The following is an 18054-nucleotide window of genomic DNA, read 5'->3' as shown; positions in this document are numbered from 1 at the left end:
CGCGACGCCGCTGACGATACGGGATCGGCCCGTCAGGCGATGGGCTGGGTCAGTTCGCCGTGGCGCGCGACGATCCTGCCGCGCTTGACGACGGTGCGGTCGGCCGGGCGCTCGACGATGGCTTCGCAGATCGTCTCACCCGGCAGGATCACGAGATCGGCGATGCAGCCGACATCGAGGCCGTAATCCGCGATGCCCATCGTCTTGGCGCCCTGATAGGTGCAGACGTCGAGCGCCAGCTCCATTTCCTCGTCGCGGCGGAAATTGTTGCGCAGGCCGACCAGCGTCGCCCGCTCCAGCATGTCGCCCATGCCATAGGGGTTCCAGCTGTCGCGCACGCCGTCCGAGCCGCCGCTGATGACCACGCCGGCCTTGAGGCAGGCCATGACCGAGGGGGCGGGCGAGGAAGCCGGCGCGGTGGTGACCAGTGCGATGCGCTCCTTGGCCAGGCTCTCGATCAGGCGGCGGACATAGTCGGCATCGGGCATGCCCAGGCAGAAGGCGTGGCTGATCGCGACCTTGCCCTGCATGCCGAGCGCGCGGGTGCGCTCGATGATGAGCTCCATCGAGAAGGCGCCGACCTCGCCGCGTTCGTGCAGATGGATGTCGAGTGGGCGGCCGTATTTTTCGGCGAGGCCGAAGATCGCGTCGAGATGACCCTTGGGGTCGCGGTCGAGCGTGCAGGGATCGAGGCCGCCGACGACATCAGCGCCCATCGCCATCGCCTGATCGAGCAGTTCGAGCGTGCCGGGGCGGATCAGCATGCCCGACTGCGCGAAGGCGACGATCTCGACATCGATCACGTCCTTGAGGCGCTCGCGCATGGCCAAGACACCCTCGATGCCGGCCAGGCCGACCTCCGTGTCGACGTCGACATGGCTGCGGATATGGGTGGTGCCGAGCTTGACCATCTGGGCGACGAGCCGGCCGGACTGGCGGTCGGCGTCGATACCGAATTCGCGGCGGTTGCGGCGCTCGGTCTCGATCTTGTCGATCAGGGCAGGGCCGGCGGTGTGCTTGTGCCAACCCATGCCCCAGAAGCTCTTGTCGAGATGGGTATGGGCCTCGACGAGACCGGGGATCATCAAGCGGCCGCCGGCATCGAAGGTTACGTCCGCCCCGGTTGCGCCGGCGCCGATCGCCGCGATGCGCCCGTCACGGACCAGCACATCCGTCGCCGCCCCGCCGGCCGGGCGGACATTCCGGATCAAGAGGGTATCAGTCACGAGGCATCTCCTTCTTCCAGACCGGCGCATGCCGGCTTCTCAACGTCGATGACGGCTTTGGCCGGCCGGATCATAGGACCAGCCCGCCGCAGCCGTCGGCATAAAAGGCGCCCCGCCGGTGTCGCACGGCGGGGCGAGTTGTCCACGGGGAGTGGGGCGTACCGAGCTTGGCTCCCCGTGGAGGCGTCCGGGTTTCACACCCGCTTGCGCAGGCGCGGGTCGAGGGCATCGCGCAGGCCGTCGCCGAGCATGTTGATGGCAAGCACGGTGATCGACAGGAACAGCGCCGGGAAGAAGATGATGTAGGGCTTGATCTGCCAGAGCGCGCGACCTTCGGCCATGATGTTGCCCCAGGACGGGGTCGACGGCGGCACGCCGGCACCGATGAAGGAGAGCGCCGCTTCCGCCAGGATCGCGACCGCGCAGATATAGGTCGCTTGGACTGCGATCGGCGCGAAGGTGTTGGGCAGGATGTGGCGGAAGATGATCCAGGGAACACTGGCGCCGCAGGAGCGGGCGGCCTCGACATAGGGCTCCTCGCGCAGGAAGAGCACGACGCCGCGGATCAGCCGCACGACGCGCGGCGTCTCGGCGATGGTGACCGCGAGGATGACGTTCCAGATCGAGGCGCGGTTGAGCGCGATCAGCGCGATGGCGAGCAGGATCGAGGGGATCGCCATCAGCCCGTCCATGACCCGCATGACGAAGGCGTCGAAGCGGGGCAGGAAGCCTGCGAAGACGCCGATCAGCACGCCGAGGATGGTCGAACCGATCGCGACCGAAAAGCCGACGATGAGCGAGACGCGGGTCCCGTAGAGCACGCGGGAGTAGAGATCGCGGCCGAGCATGTCGGTGCCGAACCAGAAGGCACCCGAAGGCAGCTTGGCACGGTCGAAGGCCGAGATCGCCGTCGGGTCACGCGTGCCGAGAACGGGCGCGAGCAGGGCGACCAGGATGAGGAGGACGAGCACGGCGGCGCCGCAGGCGATGCTCGGATTGCGGGCGAGCTGCCCGAGCCGGCTCTGCCGGCCGCCGCGCGGCGCGGCGTCGGAGGTGATGGCGGTCAATAGCGGATCCTCGGATCGAAGACGGTGTAGAGCATGTCGACCAGCAGGTTCACGAGCACGTACATGAAGCTGAACAGCAGGATGACGCCCTGGATGACGGGGTAGTCGCGGCGCAGGATGGCATCGACGGTCAGGCGGCCGAGGCCGGGAATGGCGAAGACCGTCTCGGTGACGATCGCGCCGCCGATCAGCAGCGCGACGCCGCTGCCGATGGTGGTGATGATCGGCACCGAGCAGTTCTTCAGCGCGTGCTTGAACAGGATCTTGCGTTCCTCGGCGCCCTTGGCGCGGGCGGTGCGGACATAGTCCTGCGCCAGCACCTCCAGCATGGTGGCGCGGGTGATGCGGGCGAGCAGGCCGATATAGACGCTGCCGAGCGCGATCGCCGGCAGGATCAGGCTGCGGACCGCCGGCCAGAGGCCGTTGGACATCGGCACATAGCCCTGCACCGGCAGCCAGCGCAGCTGCAGGCCGAAGACGAAGGCGAGCAGGTAGCCGACGACGAAGGAGGGCACCGAGAAGCTCAGCACGGCGAAGACCATGACCATGCGGTCGCTCGCCGTGTTGTGCTTCCAGGCGGCGATCACGCCGATCGGCAGCGCCAGTGTCACCGAGACGACGAGCGTCATCAGCATCAGCAGATAGGTCGGTTCCAGGCGCTGCACGATCATTGCTGCGACCGGCTGGTTGGTGAAGAGCGAGAGGCCGAGATCGCCGCGGAGCAGGCTCCAGACCCAGTTCCCGAAGCGGATCGGGAACGGGTCGTCGAGCTTCAGGGCGACGCGGATGCGGGCGATGTCGGCCGCCGTCGCCTGGTCGCCTGCCATGATCGCGGCGGGATCGCCCGGCGCGAGATAGAGCAGGCCGAAGACGAACAGCGCGACGAAGGTCATGACCGGCAGCGCTGCGAGCAGCCGGCGTGCGATATGGGAGAGCATGGGCCCTGTCTCAGCCCTTGGCGGTCATCGTGAAGAAGAGCGGCCGCTGGAGCTGGATATCCGTCACGTTGCTCCGGTAACCGCTGACGGTGGCGAAGCCGCCGAGCGGGATATAGGGCACGTCGATCAGGGCCTGCTTCTGGATCTCCTCGCAGATTGTCTTCTGCGTCGCGACGTCAGGCGCATCGAGCCATTGCTGGCGCAGCTCCTCGAGTCGCGGCGCCGTCGGCCAGCCGACCCAGGCGTCGTTACCGTTGCCGCGCAGGCCGATATGCCCGACCGGGTTGAAGTTGCTCATGCCCGACAGCGCGGTGAGGAAGACGTTCCAGCCGCCCTTGTCCGCGGGCTCCTTGCTGAGGCGGCGCTGCATCAGCGTGCCCCAGTCCATCGCCTGGATGTCGACATTGAGGCCGACCTTCTTCAGCGTGTCGGCGGCCAGCAGCGTGCAGGGATGCGTCCAGGGGTAGTCGACGGGATCGAGCACCACGACGCGCTCGCCGTTATAGCCGGCGGCCTTGATCTCCTCGGCCGCCTTCTTGACGTCGCGCGGGCTGGTGAAAGCCTCCAGGCCAACCGTGGTCGTCATCGGCGAATCCGGGCTGAAGAAGCCGACGCCGGACTGCCAGAACGCCGCGTTCTCCTCGCCGAAGGTGCCGGACATGATCGCACGCTGGTCGAAGGCCTTGAGCAGCGCCCGCCGGATCACCGGGTTGTTGAAGGGCGGCTGCAGATGATTGAAGCGCATCACCGCGAAATTCGGCGTCGTGCGCGGCAGCAGGCGGATATTGGGATCGGCCTTGAGCACGGGCAGGAAGTCCGCGCCGACCATCTCGATCATGTCGATCTCGCCGGCCTGGAGGGCGGCGGCGGCGGTCGAGGCGTCGGGGATGATGTTCCAGACGATCTTCTCGAAATGCGCGATCTTGGGACCGGCCGTGTAGGTCGGTGCGAAGGAGTCGCTGCGTGGCTTGTAGCCGGCGAATTTCTCGAAGACGGCCTTGGAGCCGGAGACCCACTGCTCCTTGGCGAAGCGATAGGGGCCTGAGCCGATGCTCTCGCGGATCTGCTCGGTCGGCGAGGTCATGGCGATGCGTTCCGGCATGATCGCCGGCATGTTCGAGCCGCTGGTGGCGAGCGTCATCGGCAGCAGCGGGAAAGGCTTCTTCAGCTTGAACTGGAGCGTGCGGTCATCGACCGCGGTCATCGTGTCGACGACGCCGAGCAGGGCCGCGCCCATGAAGTCGCGCTTGCCCCAGCGGTTGATGCTGGCGACGCAATCCTTGGCCAGGACCGGCGTGCCGTCATGGAATTGCAGCCCGTCGCGCAGCTTGATCGTCCATTGCAGCTTGTCGTCTGAGATGACATGGCCCTCGGCCATCTGCGGATGGACGTTGTAGTCCTTGTCGAAGCCGTAGAGCGTGTCGAAGACCAGATGGCCATAGACCTGGACGATGGTCGAGGTGCTCCAGACGGGGTCGAGAATGTTCAGGTCGGCTTCGGGAATATAGCGCAGTTCCTTCTTGCCAGCCGCATGCGCCGGCGCAGTGAAGAACGGAGTCAATTGCGTAAAGACGGCCGACTGAGCGGCAATCTTGAGGAAATCGCGCCTATTCATGTTTCATCCCTGATGTTGCCGGGAAGTTGATTTGGTTTCGACCAAGCCTGTGGGACCGCGCGCCGGCAGCATCCACTGTCGACGGCATCGGCATCGTCAAGGGAGGTCGAGTATTATGCCCCGGAATTGTTATATTATTCGGGTTTTATGATGAGGCGATCTCTCCGATTTTCAAATTAAATCATCCAATTATTATCATGCAGGAATTGAATGGGGAGGCATGGCAATCCGGGCCCCGGGGGGCGTTTGGCCGCTTCGGCCTCGTCGTGGCTCCGCTGTCATTCCGGGGCTTCGCGTCAGCGAAGAGCCCGGAAGCCATGAACACGACGGTGATTGAGAAACGCAGCCAAACGGGTGCCTTGATGAGCGACTGTAGTGTTCATGGGTTCCGGGCTCGGGCCTTGCGGCCCGCCCCGGAATGACGGCGTGGGTCCGTGTCAAACTAGCGGAGGCTAGAAGGTCGGCGGCGTGCAGGCGCTGACGATCTCGCAAGCGACCGGGCCGACGCAGCGGAAACGGTGCGGGCGGGTGCTCTCGAAATAATAGGCGTCGCCGGGGCCGAGGATGCGACGCTCCTCGCCGACGGTGAGCTCGATCCGGCCGGCGAGCACGACGCCACCTTCCTCGCCCTCATGGGTCAGCAGCACGCGGCCGGTATCGGCGCCGGGCTCGTAGCGCTCCTTGATGATCTGGAGGGCGCGGCCGAACAGGTTCTCGCCGACCTGGCGGAAGGAGATGCCGCCCTTGCCGATCTCGACCAGCTCTTCGGCCTGGTAGAAGACCTGCCGCGGCTTCTCCGGCTCGAAGGCGAAGAACTCCGACAGGCTGATCGGGATGCCGTCGAGGATGCGCTTGAGGACGCCGACCGAGGGGTTCACCTCGTTCGCCTCGATCAGCGAGATCGAGGAATTGGTCACGCCGGCCTGCTTGGCGAGCGCGCGCTGAGACAGGCCCCGCTGCATCCGGACATATCTGAGACGGGCTCCGACATCGATATGCATCGCCGGCCTGTTCCTGCTGTTCTGAATCTTGAACGTTATCCAGATCAGTCCATATTTTTCAAGGGATTAAAGCGACACTGAAACAGACTTGTTGCGCTGACGAAAACATGAGCACTGACGGGCCATAAAGGGAGGCCGTCATGACCGTCAACACCAAGCCGTCCGCGCTGCAGAACGCCCGTTCGCTCGATGCCTTCTGGATGCCGTTCACCGCGAACCGGCAGTTCAAGCAGGCGCCGCGCCTGCTCGCCAGCGCCAGCGGCATGCATTACGCCACCGAGGATGGCCGCAAGGTCATGGACGGCACCGCGGGCCTGTGGTGCTGCAATGCCGGCCATGGCCGCCGGCAGATCAGCGAGGCCGTCTCGCACCAGATCGCCGAGCTTGATTTCGCGCCGGCCTTCCAGATGGGCCATCCGATCGTTTTTGATTTTGCCGAGCGGCTCGCCGCCATCGCCCCGGGCGAGGGCGCGAACAAGCTCGACCGGGTGTTCTTCACCGGCTCTGGGTCGGAATCGGTCGATACCGCGCTCAAGATCGCGGTCGCCTATCAGCGCGCCATCGGCCAGGGCACGCGGACCCGCCTGATCGGGCGCGAGCGTGGCTATCACGGCGTCGGCTTCGGCGGCATCTCGGTCGGCGGTCTCGTCAACAACCGCCGCGTCTTCCCGCAGCTGCCGGGCACCGACCACTTGCGCCATACCCATGATCTTGCACGCAACGCCTTCACCCGCGGCATGCCCGAGCATGGCGCCGAGCTTGCCGACGATCTCGAGCGGCTGGTCGCGCTGCATGGCGCGGAGACGATTGCCGCCGTGATCGTCGAGCCGATGGCCGGCTCCACCGGCGTACTGCTGCCGCCGAAGGGTTATCTGCAGCGCCTGCGCGAGATCGCGACCAAGCACGGCATCCTCCTGGTCTTCGACGAGGTCATCACCGGCTTCGGCCGTCTCGGCACGCCCTTCGCCGCCGATTATTTCGGGGTGATGCCGGACCTGATGACCACGGCCAAGGGCCTGACCAACGGCGCGGTGCCAATGGGCGCGGTCTTCGCCAGCCGGAAGGTGCATGATGGCTTGATGACCGGGCCGGAAGGCATGATCGAGCTCTTCCACGGCTATACCTATTCCGGCCATCCGGTCGCCTGCGCGGCGGGCATCGCCACGCTCGATATCTATGCCGCCGAAGGGCTGCTGACGCGGGCGGCGAAGCTGGCGCCGGCCTGGGAGAACGCGATGCATTCGCTGCGGGATGCCCCGCATGTGATCGACATCCGCAATCTCGGCCTCGTCGCCGGCATCGAGCTTTCCTCGCGCGATGGCGCTGCCGGCGCGCGCGCCTATGAGGTCTTCGTCGACTGCTTCGAGAAGGGGCTGCTGATCCGCGTCACCGGCGATATCATAGCGCTGTCGCCGCCGCTGATCGTCGAGGAGGACCAGATCGGCGAGATGGTCGAGACGCTGCGCGGCGCGCTGAAGCGGGTCGCCTGACGGTCCTCAGATGCGGCGGCGCGGAATCGCCGTCGCATAGGTGTTCAGCGAGAGCAGGTGGCGGTCGGCGCGCTGGAGCGCGGCGAGCGCTGCCGTGCGGTCCTTGTTGGCGAGCAACCCGCAGAGCACCTCGGAGATCGCCAGCGCCGGCGCCAGCGTGTGGAAGAAGCTCTGGCTTTCGGTCGAGCAGAGGATGGTGAGATCGGCGAGCCCGACCAGTGGCGAGACCTCGCTATCGGTGATCGCGACGATGCCGAGTCCTTTCTCGCGGGCGAGTTGCGCCAGCTCCAGGCTGTGCAGGGCATAGGGGTTGATCGAGATGGCGAGGAGGACATCCTCCGCGCCGGCCCGGATCAGCCCGTCGCCCACCGTGTCGGCCGGCCCATCGAGATGGGTCGTCTTCTCGCCGAGCAGCGTCATCACGTAATGGAAGTGCCAGGCCACCGAATGGCATGAACGCAGCCCGAGCACGAAGATGCGGCGGGCCTGCGCCAGCCGGTCGGCGGCGGCGGCGAGGCGTTCGAGCGAGGCCGGCTCCGTCAGGCGCGCGATCTGGGCGGCGAGGCCCTGCAGCATGCGGCGCGACAATTGCGCCGCCGCCATGTCCTGCTCGTTCTCCTCGGTCTGCATCGCACGCGCTGCGAAACCGTCGACGCGGAAGCGGATCGCCTCGGCATGATGGGCGCGGATGTCGTCATAGCCGGCAAGCCCGAGGAACTTGGCGAGCCGCGTCATCGTTGAGGGCTGCACGCCGGCATTGCGGGCGAGTTCCCGCATCGAGACCAGCGCCACCTCCTGCGGATGCTCGATGATGTAGCGCGCCGCCTGCCGCAATTGCGGGGACATGCCGTCGAAGAGGCTGACGATGCGCTCGCGCAAGGGATCGGCCTGCAACATTTGAATCGCGCCCTTCTCTGTCCGATCGCGACCATTCCCGCGCGGCGGACGGATTTCAAACGGTTTCTCGGCTTTCCCTCAGCCTAAAAGGCTGTTGCGTCGGATTGTTCCGTCGCAACAGTTTAGAAGTCAATCGTTTCGTTTTTGTATCATATAAAACAAATGTTGCATCTCTGCGCGAGGCGTGTCATGAGGCTGCGCGCCGCGGCGCTCTGTCCGCGCCAATCCGGGAATGTCGAGATGACCAGGATTCTCCATCGCTCGATCGGCGGCCGCCTGCCGCAAGCCGTCGCGGGGCAGGGTGTCTTCATCACCGACGCGGACGGGCGCAGCTACATCGACGGTTCCGGCGGCGCCGCCGTTTCCTGCCTCGGCCACGGCCATCCCGAGGTCATGGCCGCGATGCAGGCGCAGATGGACCGTATCGCCTACGCCCACACGTCTTTCTTCACCACCGATGTCGCGGAGGAGCTGGCCGAGCGGCTGGTCGCGCTGGCACCGGAGGGGCTCGACTACGTCTATCTCGTCTCGGGCGGCTCGGAGGCCGTCGAGGCTGCCATGAAGATGGCGCGGCAGTATTTCGTCGAGATCGGCCAGCCGCAGCGCCGCCATTTCATCGCGCGCCGGCAGAGCTATCACGGCAACACGCTGGGCGCTCTTGCCGCCGGCGGCAATGCCTGGCGGCGGGCGCAGTTCCAGCCGATCCTGCCCGAGACGCACCATGTCTCGCCCTGCTACGCCTATCGCGACCAGAAGGACGGCGAAACGCCGGAAGCCTATGCCGCCCGGCTGGCCGACGAGCTGGAAGCCAAGATCCTGGAGCTTGGCGCGGACGAGGTCATCGCCTTCATCGCCGAGCCGGTGGTCGGCGCGACGCTCGGCGCCGTCGGGCCGGTCGCGGATTACTTCGCCCGCATCCGCAGCATCTGCGACAAATACGGCGTCCTGCTGATCCTTGACGAGGTGATGTGCGGCATGGGCCGCACCGGCACGGTGTTCGCCTGCGAGCAGGAGGGCATCTCGCCCGATCTCGTCACCATCGCCAAGGGGCTGGGCGGCGGCTACCAGCCGATCGGCGCCGTGCTGCTCTCAGAGAATATCTACCGCGCCTTCGCCGAAGGCTCCGGCCTGTTCCAGCACGGCCACACCTATATCTGCCATCCGATGGCGGCGGCGGCGGCGCTCAAGGTCGTCGAGCTGATCTCGCAGCCGGAGATGCTGGAAAATGTCCGCCTGATGGGCGAGCGCCTGCAGGCCGGGCTCGACGCGCGTCTCGGCCAGCATCCCCATGTCGGCGATATCCGCGGGCGCGGCCTGTTCCGCGGCATCGAGATCGTCGCCGACAAGGAGACCAAGACGCCCTTCGACCCGGCGCTGAAGATGCATGCCCGGATCAAGAAGGAAGCGATGGCGCGCGGCCTGCTGTGCTACCCGATGGGCGGCACCATCGACGGGCGCTTGGGCGATCATGTGCTGCTGGCGCCGCCTTACATCATCAGCCCCGAAGAGATCGACCAGATCGTCGAGCGGATCGCCGGCGCGATCGACGCAGCGGTCAAGGGCTGATGCCGGCATGACGCTTCGCATCGCCTTCGCCGGCTTCAATCTCGAATCGGTCACGGCCGTTCCGCAGATCGTGGAGCTGGCGGAGTTCGAGCGCGTCTGCGTGCGCGGGCCGGAGCTGACGGAGCGGTTTCGCGGCACCAACACCGTGCCGGGCGGCTGCCTGAATATCTGCGAGGCGGAGGGCGCGGAATTCGTGCCGCTGTTCCACACGCTGCTCGGCGCGCTTGGGCCTACGGCGCATGAGGCTGTCGCGCACTACACCAGCGAGATCATCTCAGGGCTCGCCCGCAGCGGCCCGCTCGACGGCGTCATCCTGTTCCTGCACGGCGCCTGCTGGGCGGCGGGATATCCCGATGTCGAGCGTCATGTCATCGACGCGGTGCGCGCGGCCTTCCCGGCGCTGCCGATCGCCGTCGCGCTCGACTATCACGGCAATATCGATCGCGAGACCTTGCGCGGCGCCGATATCGCCGTCGCCTATCGCCATTCCCCGCATATCGACATGGGCGAGACCGGCGAACGCGCGGCCCGCGCGCTGATCCGCTTGCTGCGCGAGGGGCGCCGGCCCGGTCTCGCGGCGGCGCGGCCGGATGTCGTCATTCCCTCGATCATGTCGGCGACGGCACTGGAGCCGCTGGCCTCGATCATCGCCGAGGCGCGCGTCGCCGAGCAGGTGGGCGATTGCGACATCTCGATCATGGCCGGCTTCTCCTATGCCGACAGCGCCAATACCGGCATGTCGGTGATCTGCCTGGACTGGGACGGGCAGGAGGCGGCCGAAGCTAAGGCGCAGGCCTTTTCGGATCGTCTGCGCGCGGGGCGCGCGGCGATCGCGAACGCCATGCCGATCCTGAGCGTCGAGGAAGCGCTCGCCGATATCGAGCGCCAACCCGCGCAGGGCCGGCCGATCGTGCTGCTCGAACATGCCGACCGGATGAACGACTCGACCCATCTGCTGCAGGCGTTGCTCAAGTGCGATGTCGGGCGGGTCAATGTGCCCTTCCTGCTCGATCCAGAGACCGCCGCTCAGGCCCACGCGGCAGGCGAGGGCGCCGAGATCAAGGTCGCGCTCGCCGGCAAGACGGCGCCGGAGACCGGCGGGCCGGTCGAGGCCGTGGCGCGGGTCATCTGGTCGGGGCCGAAATCCTTCAACGTCTCCGGGCGCTACCAGCGCGGCTCATTCGTCGATCTCGGGCTCACCGCGCTCCTCCAGATCGGGGCGATCCGCGTCTCCGTGGTCTCGCATTTCGCCTTCGCGGTCGATGGCGATCCGTTCTTCATCTTCGGCGAGCGGCCGGAAGATTACGACGTCATCCTGCTGCGCTCGAAGACGCATTTCCGCGACTATTACGAGCCGATGGCCGACCGCATCCTCGTGGTCGACACGCCCGATCTCGGCCCCGCCGATGTCAGGCTGATCCCATACCGCCAGCTCGATACGGCCAAGGCCTACCCGTGGAGCAACGCTCCCGCCTGACGACGCTCGACCCATCCAAGCAACCAAAAACGAGGGGATAACAATGACGTTTCGGTTCAAGTCTTTCGGGGCTGCCGCGCTGGTCGCAGGCTCCTTTTCCGCGATGCCGGCCCTGGCCGAGACGACGCTCAATGTCGTCATGCAGGCGCCGCTTCGCTCGCTCGACCCGATCCTGAGCACAGCGCAGATCGTGCGCACGCACGGCTTCATGGTGTTCGACACGCTGCTCGGCATGGACGCCAAGTACAACCCGCAGCCGCAGATGGCCGACTACGCCGTCTCGGCCGACAAGCTGACCTATACTCTGACGCTGCGCGACGGCCTGAAATGGCATGACGGCACGCCGGTGACGGCCGCCGATTGCGTCGCTTCGCTGAAGCGCTGGGGCGAGAACGACGGCGCCGCCCGCACGATGATGGCGCATGTCGCCTCGATCGAGGCGACCTCCGACACCGTGCTGGTGATTAAGCTGGCCAAGCCCTTCGGCCAGGTGCTGGAGTTGCTGGCCAAGCCCTCGCCGGTGCCGCCCTTCATGATGCCGAAGCGCCTCGCCGAGACGCCGGCCGGCAAGCAGGTCACCGAGATGGTCGGCTCCGGCCCGTTCCGCTTCGTGGCGGAGCAGTACCGGCCGGGCGATCAGGCCGTCTATGTCAAGAACAAGGACTACAAGCCGCGCTCCGAGCCGATGAGCTGGACCGCCGGCGGCAAGGTGATCAATGTCGACAAGGTCGTGTGGAAGGCGATGCCGGACATGCAGACCTCGATCAACGCGCTCCAGTCCGGCGATGTCGATCTGATCGAGCAGGTGACGATCGACCTGCTGCCGCTGCTCAAGGCCAATGACGAGATCAAGACCGGCGCCATCAACGCGCTGGGCAGCCAGGTGACCGGCCGCTTCAACCATCGCCTGCCGCCCTTCGACAATCCGAAGGTCCGCCAGGCGGCGATGTATGCGCTGGACCAGGACCAGCTGATGCAGACCGCGATCGGCGACAGCCAGCATTACAAGCTCTGCGCCTCGGTCTATGGCTGCGACGTGCCGCTCGCCTCCGATGCCGGCGCGGACTACCTGAAGGGCAGCGCCAAGGAGCGCATGGCCACGGCGAAGGAGCTGCTCAAGGCCTCCGGCTACAACGGCACGCCGGTGCTGATGATGCAGCCGACGGACCTGACGATCCTCTCGACCCAGCCGATCGTCGCGGCCGAGCGCCTGCGCGAGGCCGGCTTCAAGGTCGATGTCGCCTCGATGGACTGGGCCACGCTGCAGTCGCGCAAGAACGGCTGGCAGCCGGTGGCGCAGGGCGGCTGGAACATGTTCTTCACCTATTGGGGCGTGTCCGGCATCTGGAACCCGACCGTGCATGCGATGCTCGACGCGTCCGGCGCCGACACCGCCTGGTCCGGCTGGCCGAAGAGCGCCCGCGTCGAGGAATTGCGCACGGCCTACATCACCGCCGCGACCCTCGACGAGCAGAAGAAGATCGGCCGGGAGATCCAGCAGATCGCCTTCGACGAGGGCTTCTACTTCAATGCCGGCGAGTTCCAGTCCGTCGCCGCCTGGAACGCCAAGCTGAAGAACCTTCAGCCCGGCCCGATCACCCTGTTCTGGGGTGTCAGCAAGTAACGCCGAGGCGCCGGGTGGCGGTGATCCACCGCCCGGCCTGACCGGCCCGGTTTCCGGCATCGCCCGCTTGGGTGGATGCCCAGGCGCGTGGAGAACTCCATGGCTTCCTATTTCCTGCGCAGGCTCGCGATGGCGATCCCCGTCATATTCTTCGTGGCGCTGTTCGTCTTCCTCTTGCTGCGATTGACGCCGGGCGATCCGGCGCAGGCCATCGCCGGTGATCAGGCGACGCCGGCGCAGCTTGCGGCCATCCGCGAGAATCTCGGCCTCGACAAGCCGATTGCCGGTCAGTTCATCTCCTGGATCGCCAACATGGCCGGGGGCGATTTCGGGCCGTCGCTGATCTCGCAGCGCCCCGTGCTGGAGATGATCGGCCAGCGCGTCGGTCCGACATTGGCGCTCGCCGTCATGGCGATGATCTTCACGGTGGTGATTTCGCTGCCGCTCGGCGTGCTCGCCGCCTGGCGCCATGGCGGCATGGTCGACCGCTTCGTCATGGCGCTCTCGGTCGTCGGCTTCTCCGTGCCGATCTTCGTGATCGGCTACGTGCTGATCGCGGTCTTCGCGGTCAACCTGAAATGGTTCCCGGTGCAGGGCTACAGGCCACTGGCCGAGGGCTTCGGCCCGTTCTTCCACCGCATCCTGATGCCCGGCCTGGCGCTCTCCTTCTTCTATATCGCGCTGGTCTCGCGGATGACGCGGGCCTCGATGCTGGAGGTGCTGCGGGAGGACTATGTCCGCACGGCCCGCGCCAAGGGATTGGGCGAGCGGATCGTGCTGTTCCGCCATGCGCTGCGCAATGCGGCGATCCCGATCCTTACCGTGGTCGGAACGGGCTTTGCCATGATGGTTTCCGGCGTCGTTGTCACCGAGACGGTGTTCAACATTCCCGGTCTCGGCCGGCTCGTGGTCGATGGCGTGCTCGCCCGCGACTATCCGCTGATCCAGGCGATCATCCTGCTGACGGCCGGCACCTATGTGTTGATCAACCTGCTGATCGATCTCTCCTATGCCCTGACCGACCCGAGGATCCGCTACCAATGAGCGCTCCGTCGAACCCCGCGCAGGGTGCGCATCCGCGCCGCCGCCTGCTCGACAATCCGCCGCACTGGACGACGGTGCTCGCCGTTGTGGTGCTCGTCGCCGTGATCGTGATGGCGGTGTTCGCGCCGCAGCTCGCCAATTTCGAGCCGACCAAGCTCAACGCCGCGATGCGTCTGAAGCCGGCCTCCGACACCTATTGGCTGGGCACGGATTCCTTCGGCCGCGATCTCTATTCGCGCGTGGTCTATGGCGCGCGGGTCTCGCTGCTGGTCGGGGCGGGCGTCGCCATCGGCGCGATCGTGATCGGACTGCCGCTCGGCCTGATCGCCGGCTGGTATCGCGGCATCGACGGCGTGCTGATGCGGATGATGGACGGGCTGATGGCGATCCCCGGGATCCTGCTCGCCATCGCCATCGTCGCGCTGGTCCGGGGCGGGCTGGTCACCGTCATCATCGCGATCATGATCCCAGCGATCCCGCAGGTGGTGCGCCTCGTCCGGGCGCGGGTTATCGCGGCGCGCGAGGAGACCTATGTCGATGCCGCCGTGCTGCTCGGCACCCGGCCGGGCAAGCTGATCCGCAAGCATCTGCTGCCGACGACGATCGCGCCATTGATCGTGCAGGGTACCTATATGTACGCCTCCGCCATCCTGACCGAGGCGGCGCTCTCCTTCCTCGGCGTCGGCATCGGCACCGAGGTTCCGAGCTGGGGCAATATCATGGCCGAGGGGCGGCTCTATTTCGCGATCAATCCCTGGCTGGTGTTCTGGCCGGCGATCGTGCTGTCGCTCTGCATCCTCTCGATCAACTTGCTCGGCGACGCGCTGCGCGACCGGCTCGATCCGAAAATGCAGGGGAGGGCTCCGTGATGGCGACCGCCGCGACCCAGCCCGTGCTCTCCGTCCGCGACCTCAAGGTCGCGACGCGGGGGCGCCAGCCCAGCGACATCCTGAAGGGCATCAGCTTCGACATCCATCCCGGCGAGACGCTCTGCCTCGTCGGCGAATCCGGCTCCGGCAAGTCGGTGACCTCGCTGGTCGCGATGGACCTGCTGCCGCGCGACGAATTGCGCGCGACGGCCGGCACGGTCAGACTCAATGGCGAAGATATCCTGACCGCGACGCCGGCCCGGACCAAGGCGCTGCGCGGCGCCGAGATGGCGATGATCTTCCAGGAGCCGATGACCGCGCTGAACCCGGTGCTGACCATCGGGCTGCAGATGGACGAGGTCTATTGGGCCCATACGAAGATGCGGCCGAAGGAACGCAAGGAAGCCGCGCTCGCCGCATTCGAGGCCGTGCATCTGCCTGATCCCCCGCGCATCTATGACAGCTATCCGCACCAGCTTTCGGGCGGGCAGCGCCAGCGCGTGATGATCGCGATGGCGCTCGCGCTCAAGCCTAAGCTGCTCATCGCCGACGAGCCGACGACCGCGCTCGACGTCACCACGCAGAAGCAGATCCTCAGCCTGATCCGCGAATTGCAGGACAAGCAGAATACCGCCGTCCTGTTCATCACCCATGACATGGGCGTGGTCGTCGATATCGCGGACCGGGTCTGCGTGATGCGCCGCGGCGAGATCGTCGAAACCGGAGCGGTCGAGCAGGTGCTGAGCCGGCCGCGCGAGGCCTATACGCGCGACCTGCTGCAATCGGTGCCGTCACTGACGCCGCGCGCCCCGCGCGCATCGGCTGGGGGCGAGACGGTGCTGGAAATCCGCAATCTCGAGAAGACCTTCAGCTTCGGCTCGCTGCTTGGAAAGCTGATGGGTCGCGAGAGCCGCAGCGTGCGCGCGGTGAAGGATGTCAGCTTCGGCCTGGCGCGCGGGCGCACGCTCGGCATCGTCGGCGAAAGCGGATCGGGCAAGTCGACAGTGGCGCGCTGCCTGATGCGGTTGGAGCATCCGACCGGCGGCGAAATCCGCGTCAACGGGCAGGACATCGCCAACCTGCAGGGCCAGCAGGCTCTGGCGCCGGCGCGGCGACGCGTGCAGATGGTGTTCCAGGACCCGAACCGCTCGCTCAACCCGCGCCTGCGCATCGGCGAGAGCCTGATCGAGGGGCCGCTCAATCTCGGCGAGGGCCGCGAGACTGCGCTCAAGCGTGCGGGTGAATTGATGGAGGTGGTCGGCCTGCCCAGCACGAGCCTCGAACGCTTCCCGCACCAGTTCTCCGGCGGCCAGCGCCAGCGCATCGCGATCGCGCGCGCCCTGATGATGGAGCCGGAGGTGATCGTCGCGGATGAGGCGGTCTCGGCGCTCGACGTCTCCGTGCAGGCGCAGGTGCTCGCGCTGCTGGCCGAGATCCAGGAGCGGCGTAATCTGGCGGTCCTGTTCATCACCCATGATCTGCGCGTGGCCGCGCAGATCTGCGACGAGGTGATGGTGATGCAGCGCGGCAGCGTCGTCGAGATGGGGCCGGCCGCCGAGGTTTTGGGCAGGCCGAGCCATGAGTATACCCGTGCGCTGATCAACGCGGCGCCGGGCCGGGACTGGGATTTCGCGGCCGGGCGCCGCATCGCTGGAGCGACCGCATGATTTCCGCCAGCCTCGTCCAGATGGACGTCCAGTCCCTGGCGCCGGCCGAGAATTTCCGGCGCATCCACGACTTCGTTGCGACCGAAGCGGCGAAGGGTGCGCAGCTCATCCTGTTCCCGGAGCTCGCCAATACCGGCTATGTCGAGCCGCTGGTGCCGGGTGGGGCTGTGATCAGCGATGTCCCGCATTTCGGGGCGGCGCTCTACGAGGCCTGCGCGGCGCCGGACGGCGAGGAGATCAGGGCGCTCGTCGCGCTCGCTGCGAAGCATCGCGTGCATCTCGTCATCGGGCTCGGCCTGCGCGATCCGCTTCGCGCCGGTGTGATGCGCAATGCCTCGCTGTTGATCGGGCCGGAAGGCGTGATCGGCGACAACACCAAGATCCACCAGTGGCAGAACGAGAAGCTGTTCTTCACCGGCGGCGACAGCATCGACACCTATCCCGCCTTCGGGACGCGGCTCGGCATGCAGGTCTGCTACGATATCCGCTTCCCTGAGATCACCCGCATCCTCGCGCTTCAGGGCGCGAGCATCGTGACCTCGGTCTGGGCTTCCTTCGGGGCCGAGAACGCGCCGGTCACCGACGAGGCGCTCTTCATCCACCGCGCCTATACGCGGGCGACCGAGAACGGCGTGTTCTTCCTGAGCTGCAATCGCAGCGGCAGCCGCGGCGGGCAGCGCTTCTTCGGCCGCTCCTGTGCGGTCGCGCCGGACGGACGCGTGCTCGGCGCGCTCGACCATGATCGCGAGGACGTGCTGCGGGTCGAGATCGACCTGGCCGAGGTCGCGCGCTATCGCAGCTTCACGGGCATCTGGGCCGACCGGGCGCCCGCTCTCTACGCCAAGTACCTGACACCCTGATCCCGACGAGACCTTCGATGACGACTTCTCCCTGCCCGCCGATCAGCGATGCCGACTGGCCCGAAGCGCTCGCCGAGATGAAGGGCGGCTTCGCCACCGCACTCAACGTCTACCGGACGATGGCGCATCATCCGGCGCTGCTGAAGGCCTGGGCGCCCTTGCGCCAGCATGTCGTCAAGGACAGCGCGCTCGGGCCGGTGCGCTCCGAAGTCGTGATCCTGCGCGCGGCCCATCGCATGGGCTCGCCCTATGAATGGGCGCATCATGTCAGCCGGGCGCGGGTGCTCGGCATGAGCGACGCCCGCATCGCCGCGCTGCGCGGCGAGCCTGATGGCGAGGACGGGCTGATCGTGCGGGCGGTCGATGCGCTCTTCGATAGCAAGCGCCTTTCGCTGCCGCAGGAGGCCGAGCTTGCCGCGGCGATCGGGCGCGAGGCGGTGTTCGACCTGATCGCGACGGTCGGCTTCTACTCGGTGCTCGGCTACATGCTGATGACCTATGAGACGCCGATCGATGAGGCCATCGCGACCGAGATGGCCGAGAAGCCGCTGGGCAACGTCTAGAGCATCGGCCCGAAAAGTGGCACGCGGTTTTCGGGCAAAGCCGATGCAAGATCAAAGAGCTAGAGTATCGGACTGAGCACGGTACTCAGTCCGATACTCTAGCCTCGATTTGGCGAAGTCGCCGGGCATCGTGTAACCCCGCCCGACCGG

The 18054-nt window shown here is 66.6% G+C and carries 15 protein-coding genes; 9 read left to right on the top strand and 6 right to left on the bottom strand.

What is annotated here, in order from left to right; translation table 11 throughout:
• Positions 1–32: 32 nt before the first annotated feature.
• The 5 genes from AC3WMA_RS11160 to AC3WMA_RS11140 all read right to left on the bottom strand — a co-directional run bounded on the left by AC3WMA_RS11160 (position 33) and on the right by AC3WMA_RS11140 (position 5847).
• A complete protein-coding gene (locus tag AC3WMA_RS11160; protein WP_492285427.1) occupies positions 33–1226 on the bottom strand; it encodes an amidohydrolase family protein in 1194 nt (397 codons plus the stop codon).
• 194 nt (positions 1227–1420) lie between these two features.
• Positions 1421–2293 (bottom strand): ABC transporter permease, encoded by an 873-nt coding sequence (locus AC3WMA_RS11155; protein WP_492285426.1) that lies wholly within the window; start codon positions 2291–2293, stop codon positions 1421–1423.
• Positions 2290–3231: an ABC transporter permease gene (locus tag AC3WMA_RS11150; protein ID WP_492285425.1), complete on the bottom strand. Its 942-nt coding sequence runs from the start codon at positions 3229–3231 to the stop codon at positions 2290–2292. Before AC3WMA_RS11150 ends, AC3WMA_RS11155 begins: the two co-directional genes overlap by 4 nt.
• 10 nt (positions 3232–3241) lie before the next feature.
• On the bottom strand, positions 3242–4846 hold the full coding sequence (locus AC3WMA_RS11145; RefSeq protein ID WP_492285424.1) for an ABC transporter substrate-binding protein: 1605 nt from the start codon (positions 4844–4846) through the stop codon (positions 3242–3244).
• A 452-nt stretch (positions 4847–5298) separates the two neighbouring features.
• Positions 5299–5847 (bottom strand): cupin domain-containing protein, encoded by a 549-nt coding sequence (locus AC3WMA_RS11140; protein WP_492285423.1) that lies wholly within the window; start codon positions 5845–5847, stop codon positions 5299–5301.
• 140 nt (positions 5848–5987) lie between these two features.
• Between AC3WMA_RS11140 and aptA the strand changes: the two genes are divergently transcribed.
• On the top strand, positions 5988–7337 hold the full coding sequence (gene aptA, locus AC3WMA_RS11135) for an omega-aminotransferase AptA (protein WP_492285422.1): 1350 nt from the start codon (positions 5988–5990) through the stop codon (positions 7335–7337).
• A gap of 6 nt (positions 7338–7343) precedes the next feature.
• Here the strand turns inward: aptA and AC3WMA_RS11130 are convergent, their stop codons facing one another.
• Positions 7344–8234: a MurR/RpiR family transcriptional regulator gene (locus tag AC3WMA_RS11130; protein ID WP_257732721.1), complete on the bottom strand. Its 891-nt coding sequence runs from the start codon at positions 8232–8234 to the stop codon at positions 7344–7346.
• Between the two features lie 240 nt (positions 8235–8474).
• Here AC3WMA_RS11130 and AC3WMA_RS11125 point away from each other — a divergent pair, with 240 nt between their 5' ends.
• From AC3WMA_RS11125 to AC3WMA_RS11090, 8 genes are all read left to right on the top strand, one after another.
• On the top strand, positions 8475–9800 hold the full coding sequence (locus AC3WMA_RS11125; protein WP_492285421.1) for an aspartate aminotransferase family protein: 1326 nt from the start codon (positions 8475–8477) through the stop codon (positions 9798–9800).
• A gap of 7 nt (positions 9801–9807) precedes the next feature.
• Positions 9808–11277, top strand: a complete 1470-nt coding sequence (locus AC3WMA_RS11120) for a M81 family metallopeptidase (RefSeq protein WP_492285420.1) — start codon at positions 9808–9810, stop codon at positions 11275–11277.
• Between the two features lie 43 nt (positions 11278–11320).
• Positions 11321–12901 carry an ABC transporter substrate-binding protein gene (locus AC3WMA_RS11115; RefSeq protein WP_492285419.1) on the top strand — a complete coding sequence of 527 codons (1581 nt, stop codon included), beginning with the start codon at positions 11321–11323 and terminating at the stop codon, positions 12899–12901.
• A 99-nt stretch (positions 12902–13000) separates the two neighbouring features.
• Complete coding sequence (locus AC3WMA_RS11110; RefSeq protein ID WP_492285418.1) at positions 13001–13945, top strand: ABC transporter permease; 945 nt, start codon at positions 13001–13003, stop codon at positions 13943–13945.
• Positions 13942–14814, top strand: coding sequence for an ABC transporter permease (locus AC3WMA_RS11105; RefSeq protein WP_492285417.1), 873 nt, complete (start codon positions 13942–13944; stop codon positions 14812–14814). The genes AC3WMA_RS11110 and AC3WMA_RS11105 overlap by 4 nt, the downstream gene beginning before the upstream one ends.
• Positions 14814–16481: an ABC transporter ATP-binding protein gene (locus AC3WMA_RS11100; protein WP_492285416.1), complete on the top strand. Its 1668-nt coding sequence runs from the start codon at positions 14814–14816 to the stop codon at positions 16479–16481. The genes AC3WMA_RS11105 and AC3WMA_RS11100 overlap by 1 nt, the downstream gene beginning before the upstream one ends.
• A complete protein-coding gene (locus tag AC3WMA_RS11095) occupies positions 16478–17341 on the top strand; it encodes a carbon-nitrogen hydrolase family protein (RefSeq protein ID WP_492285415.1) in 864 nt (287 codons plus the stop codon). Before AC3WMA_RS11100 ends, AC3WMA_RS11095 begins: the two co-directional genes overlap by 4 nt.
• Before the next feature lie 17 nt (positions 17342–17358).
• Positions 17359–17904, top strand: coding sequence for a carboxymuconolactone decarboxylase family protein (locus AC3WMA_RS11090; protein ID WP_492285414.1), 546 nt, complete (start codon positions 17359–17361; stop codon positions 17902–17904).
• Positions 17905–18054: the final 150 nt, after the last annotated feature.

This window comes from Allobosea sp. FW305-C-101 (genome assembly GCF_058783685.1).
This window is presented reverse-complemented; position numbering and strand designations above follow the sequence as displayed.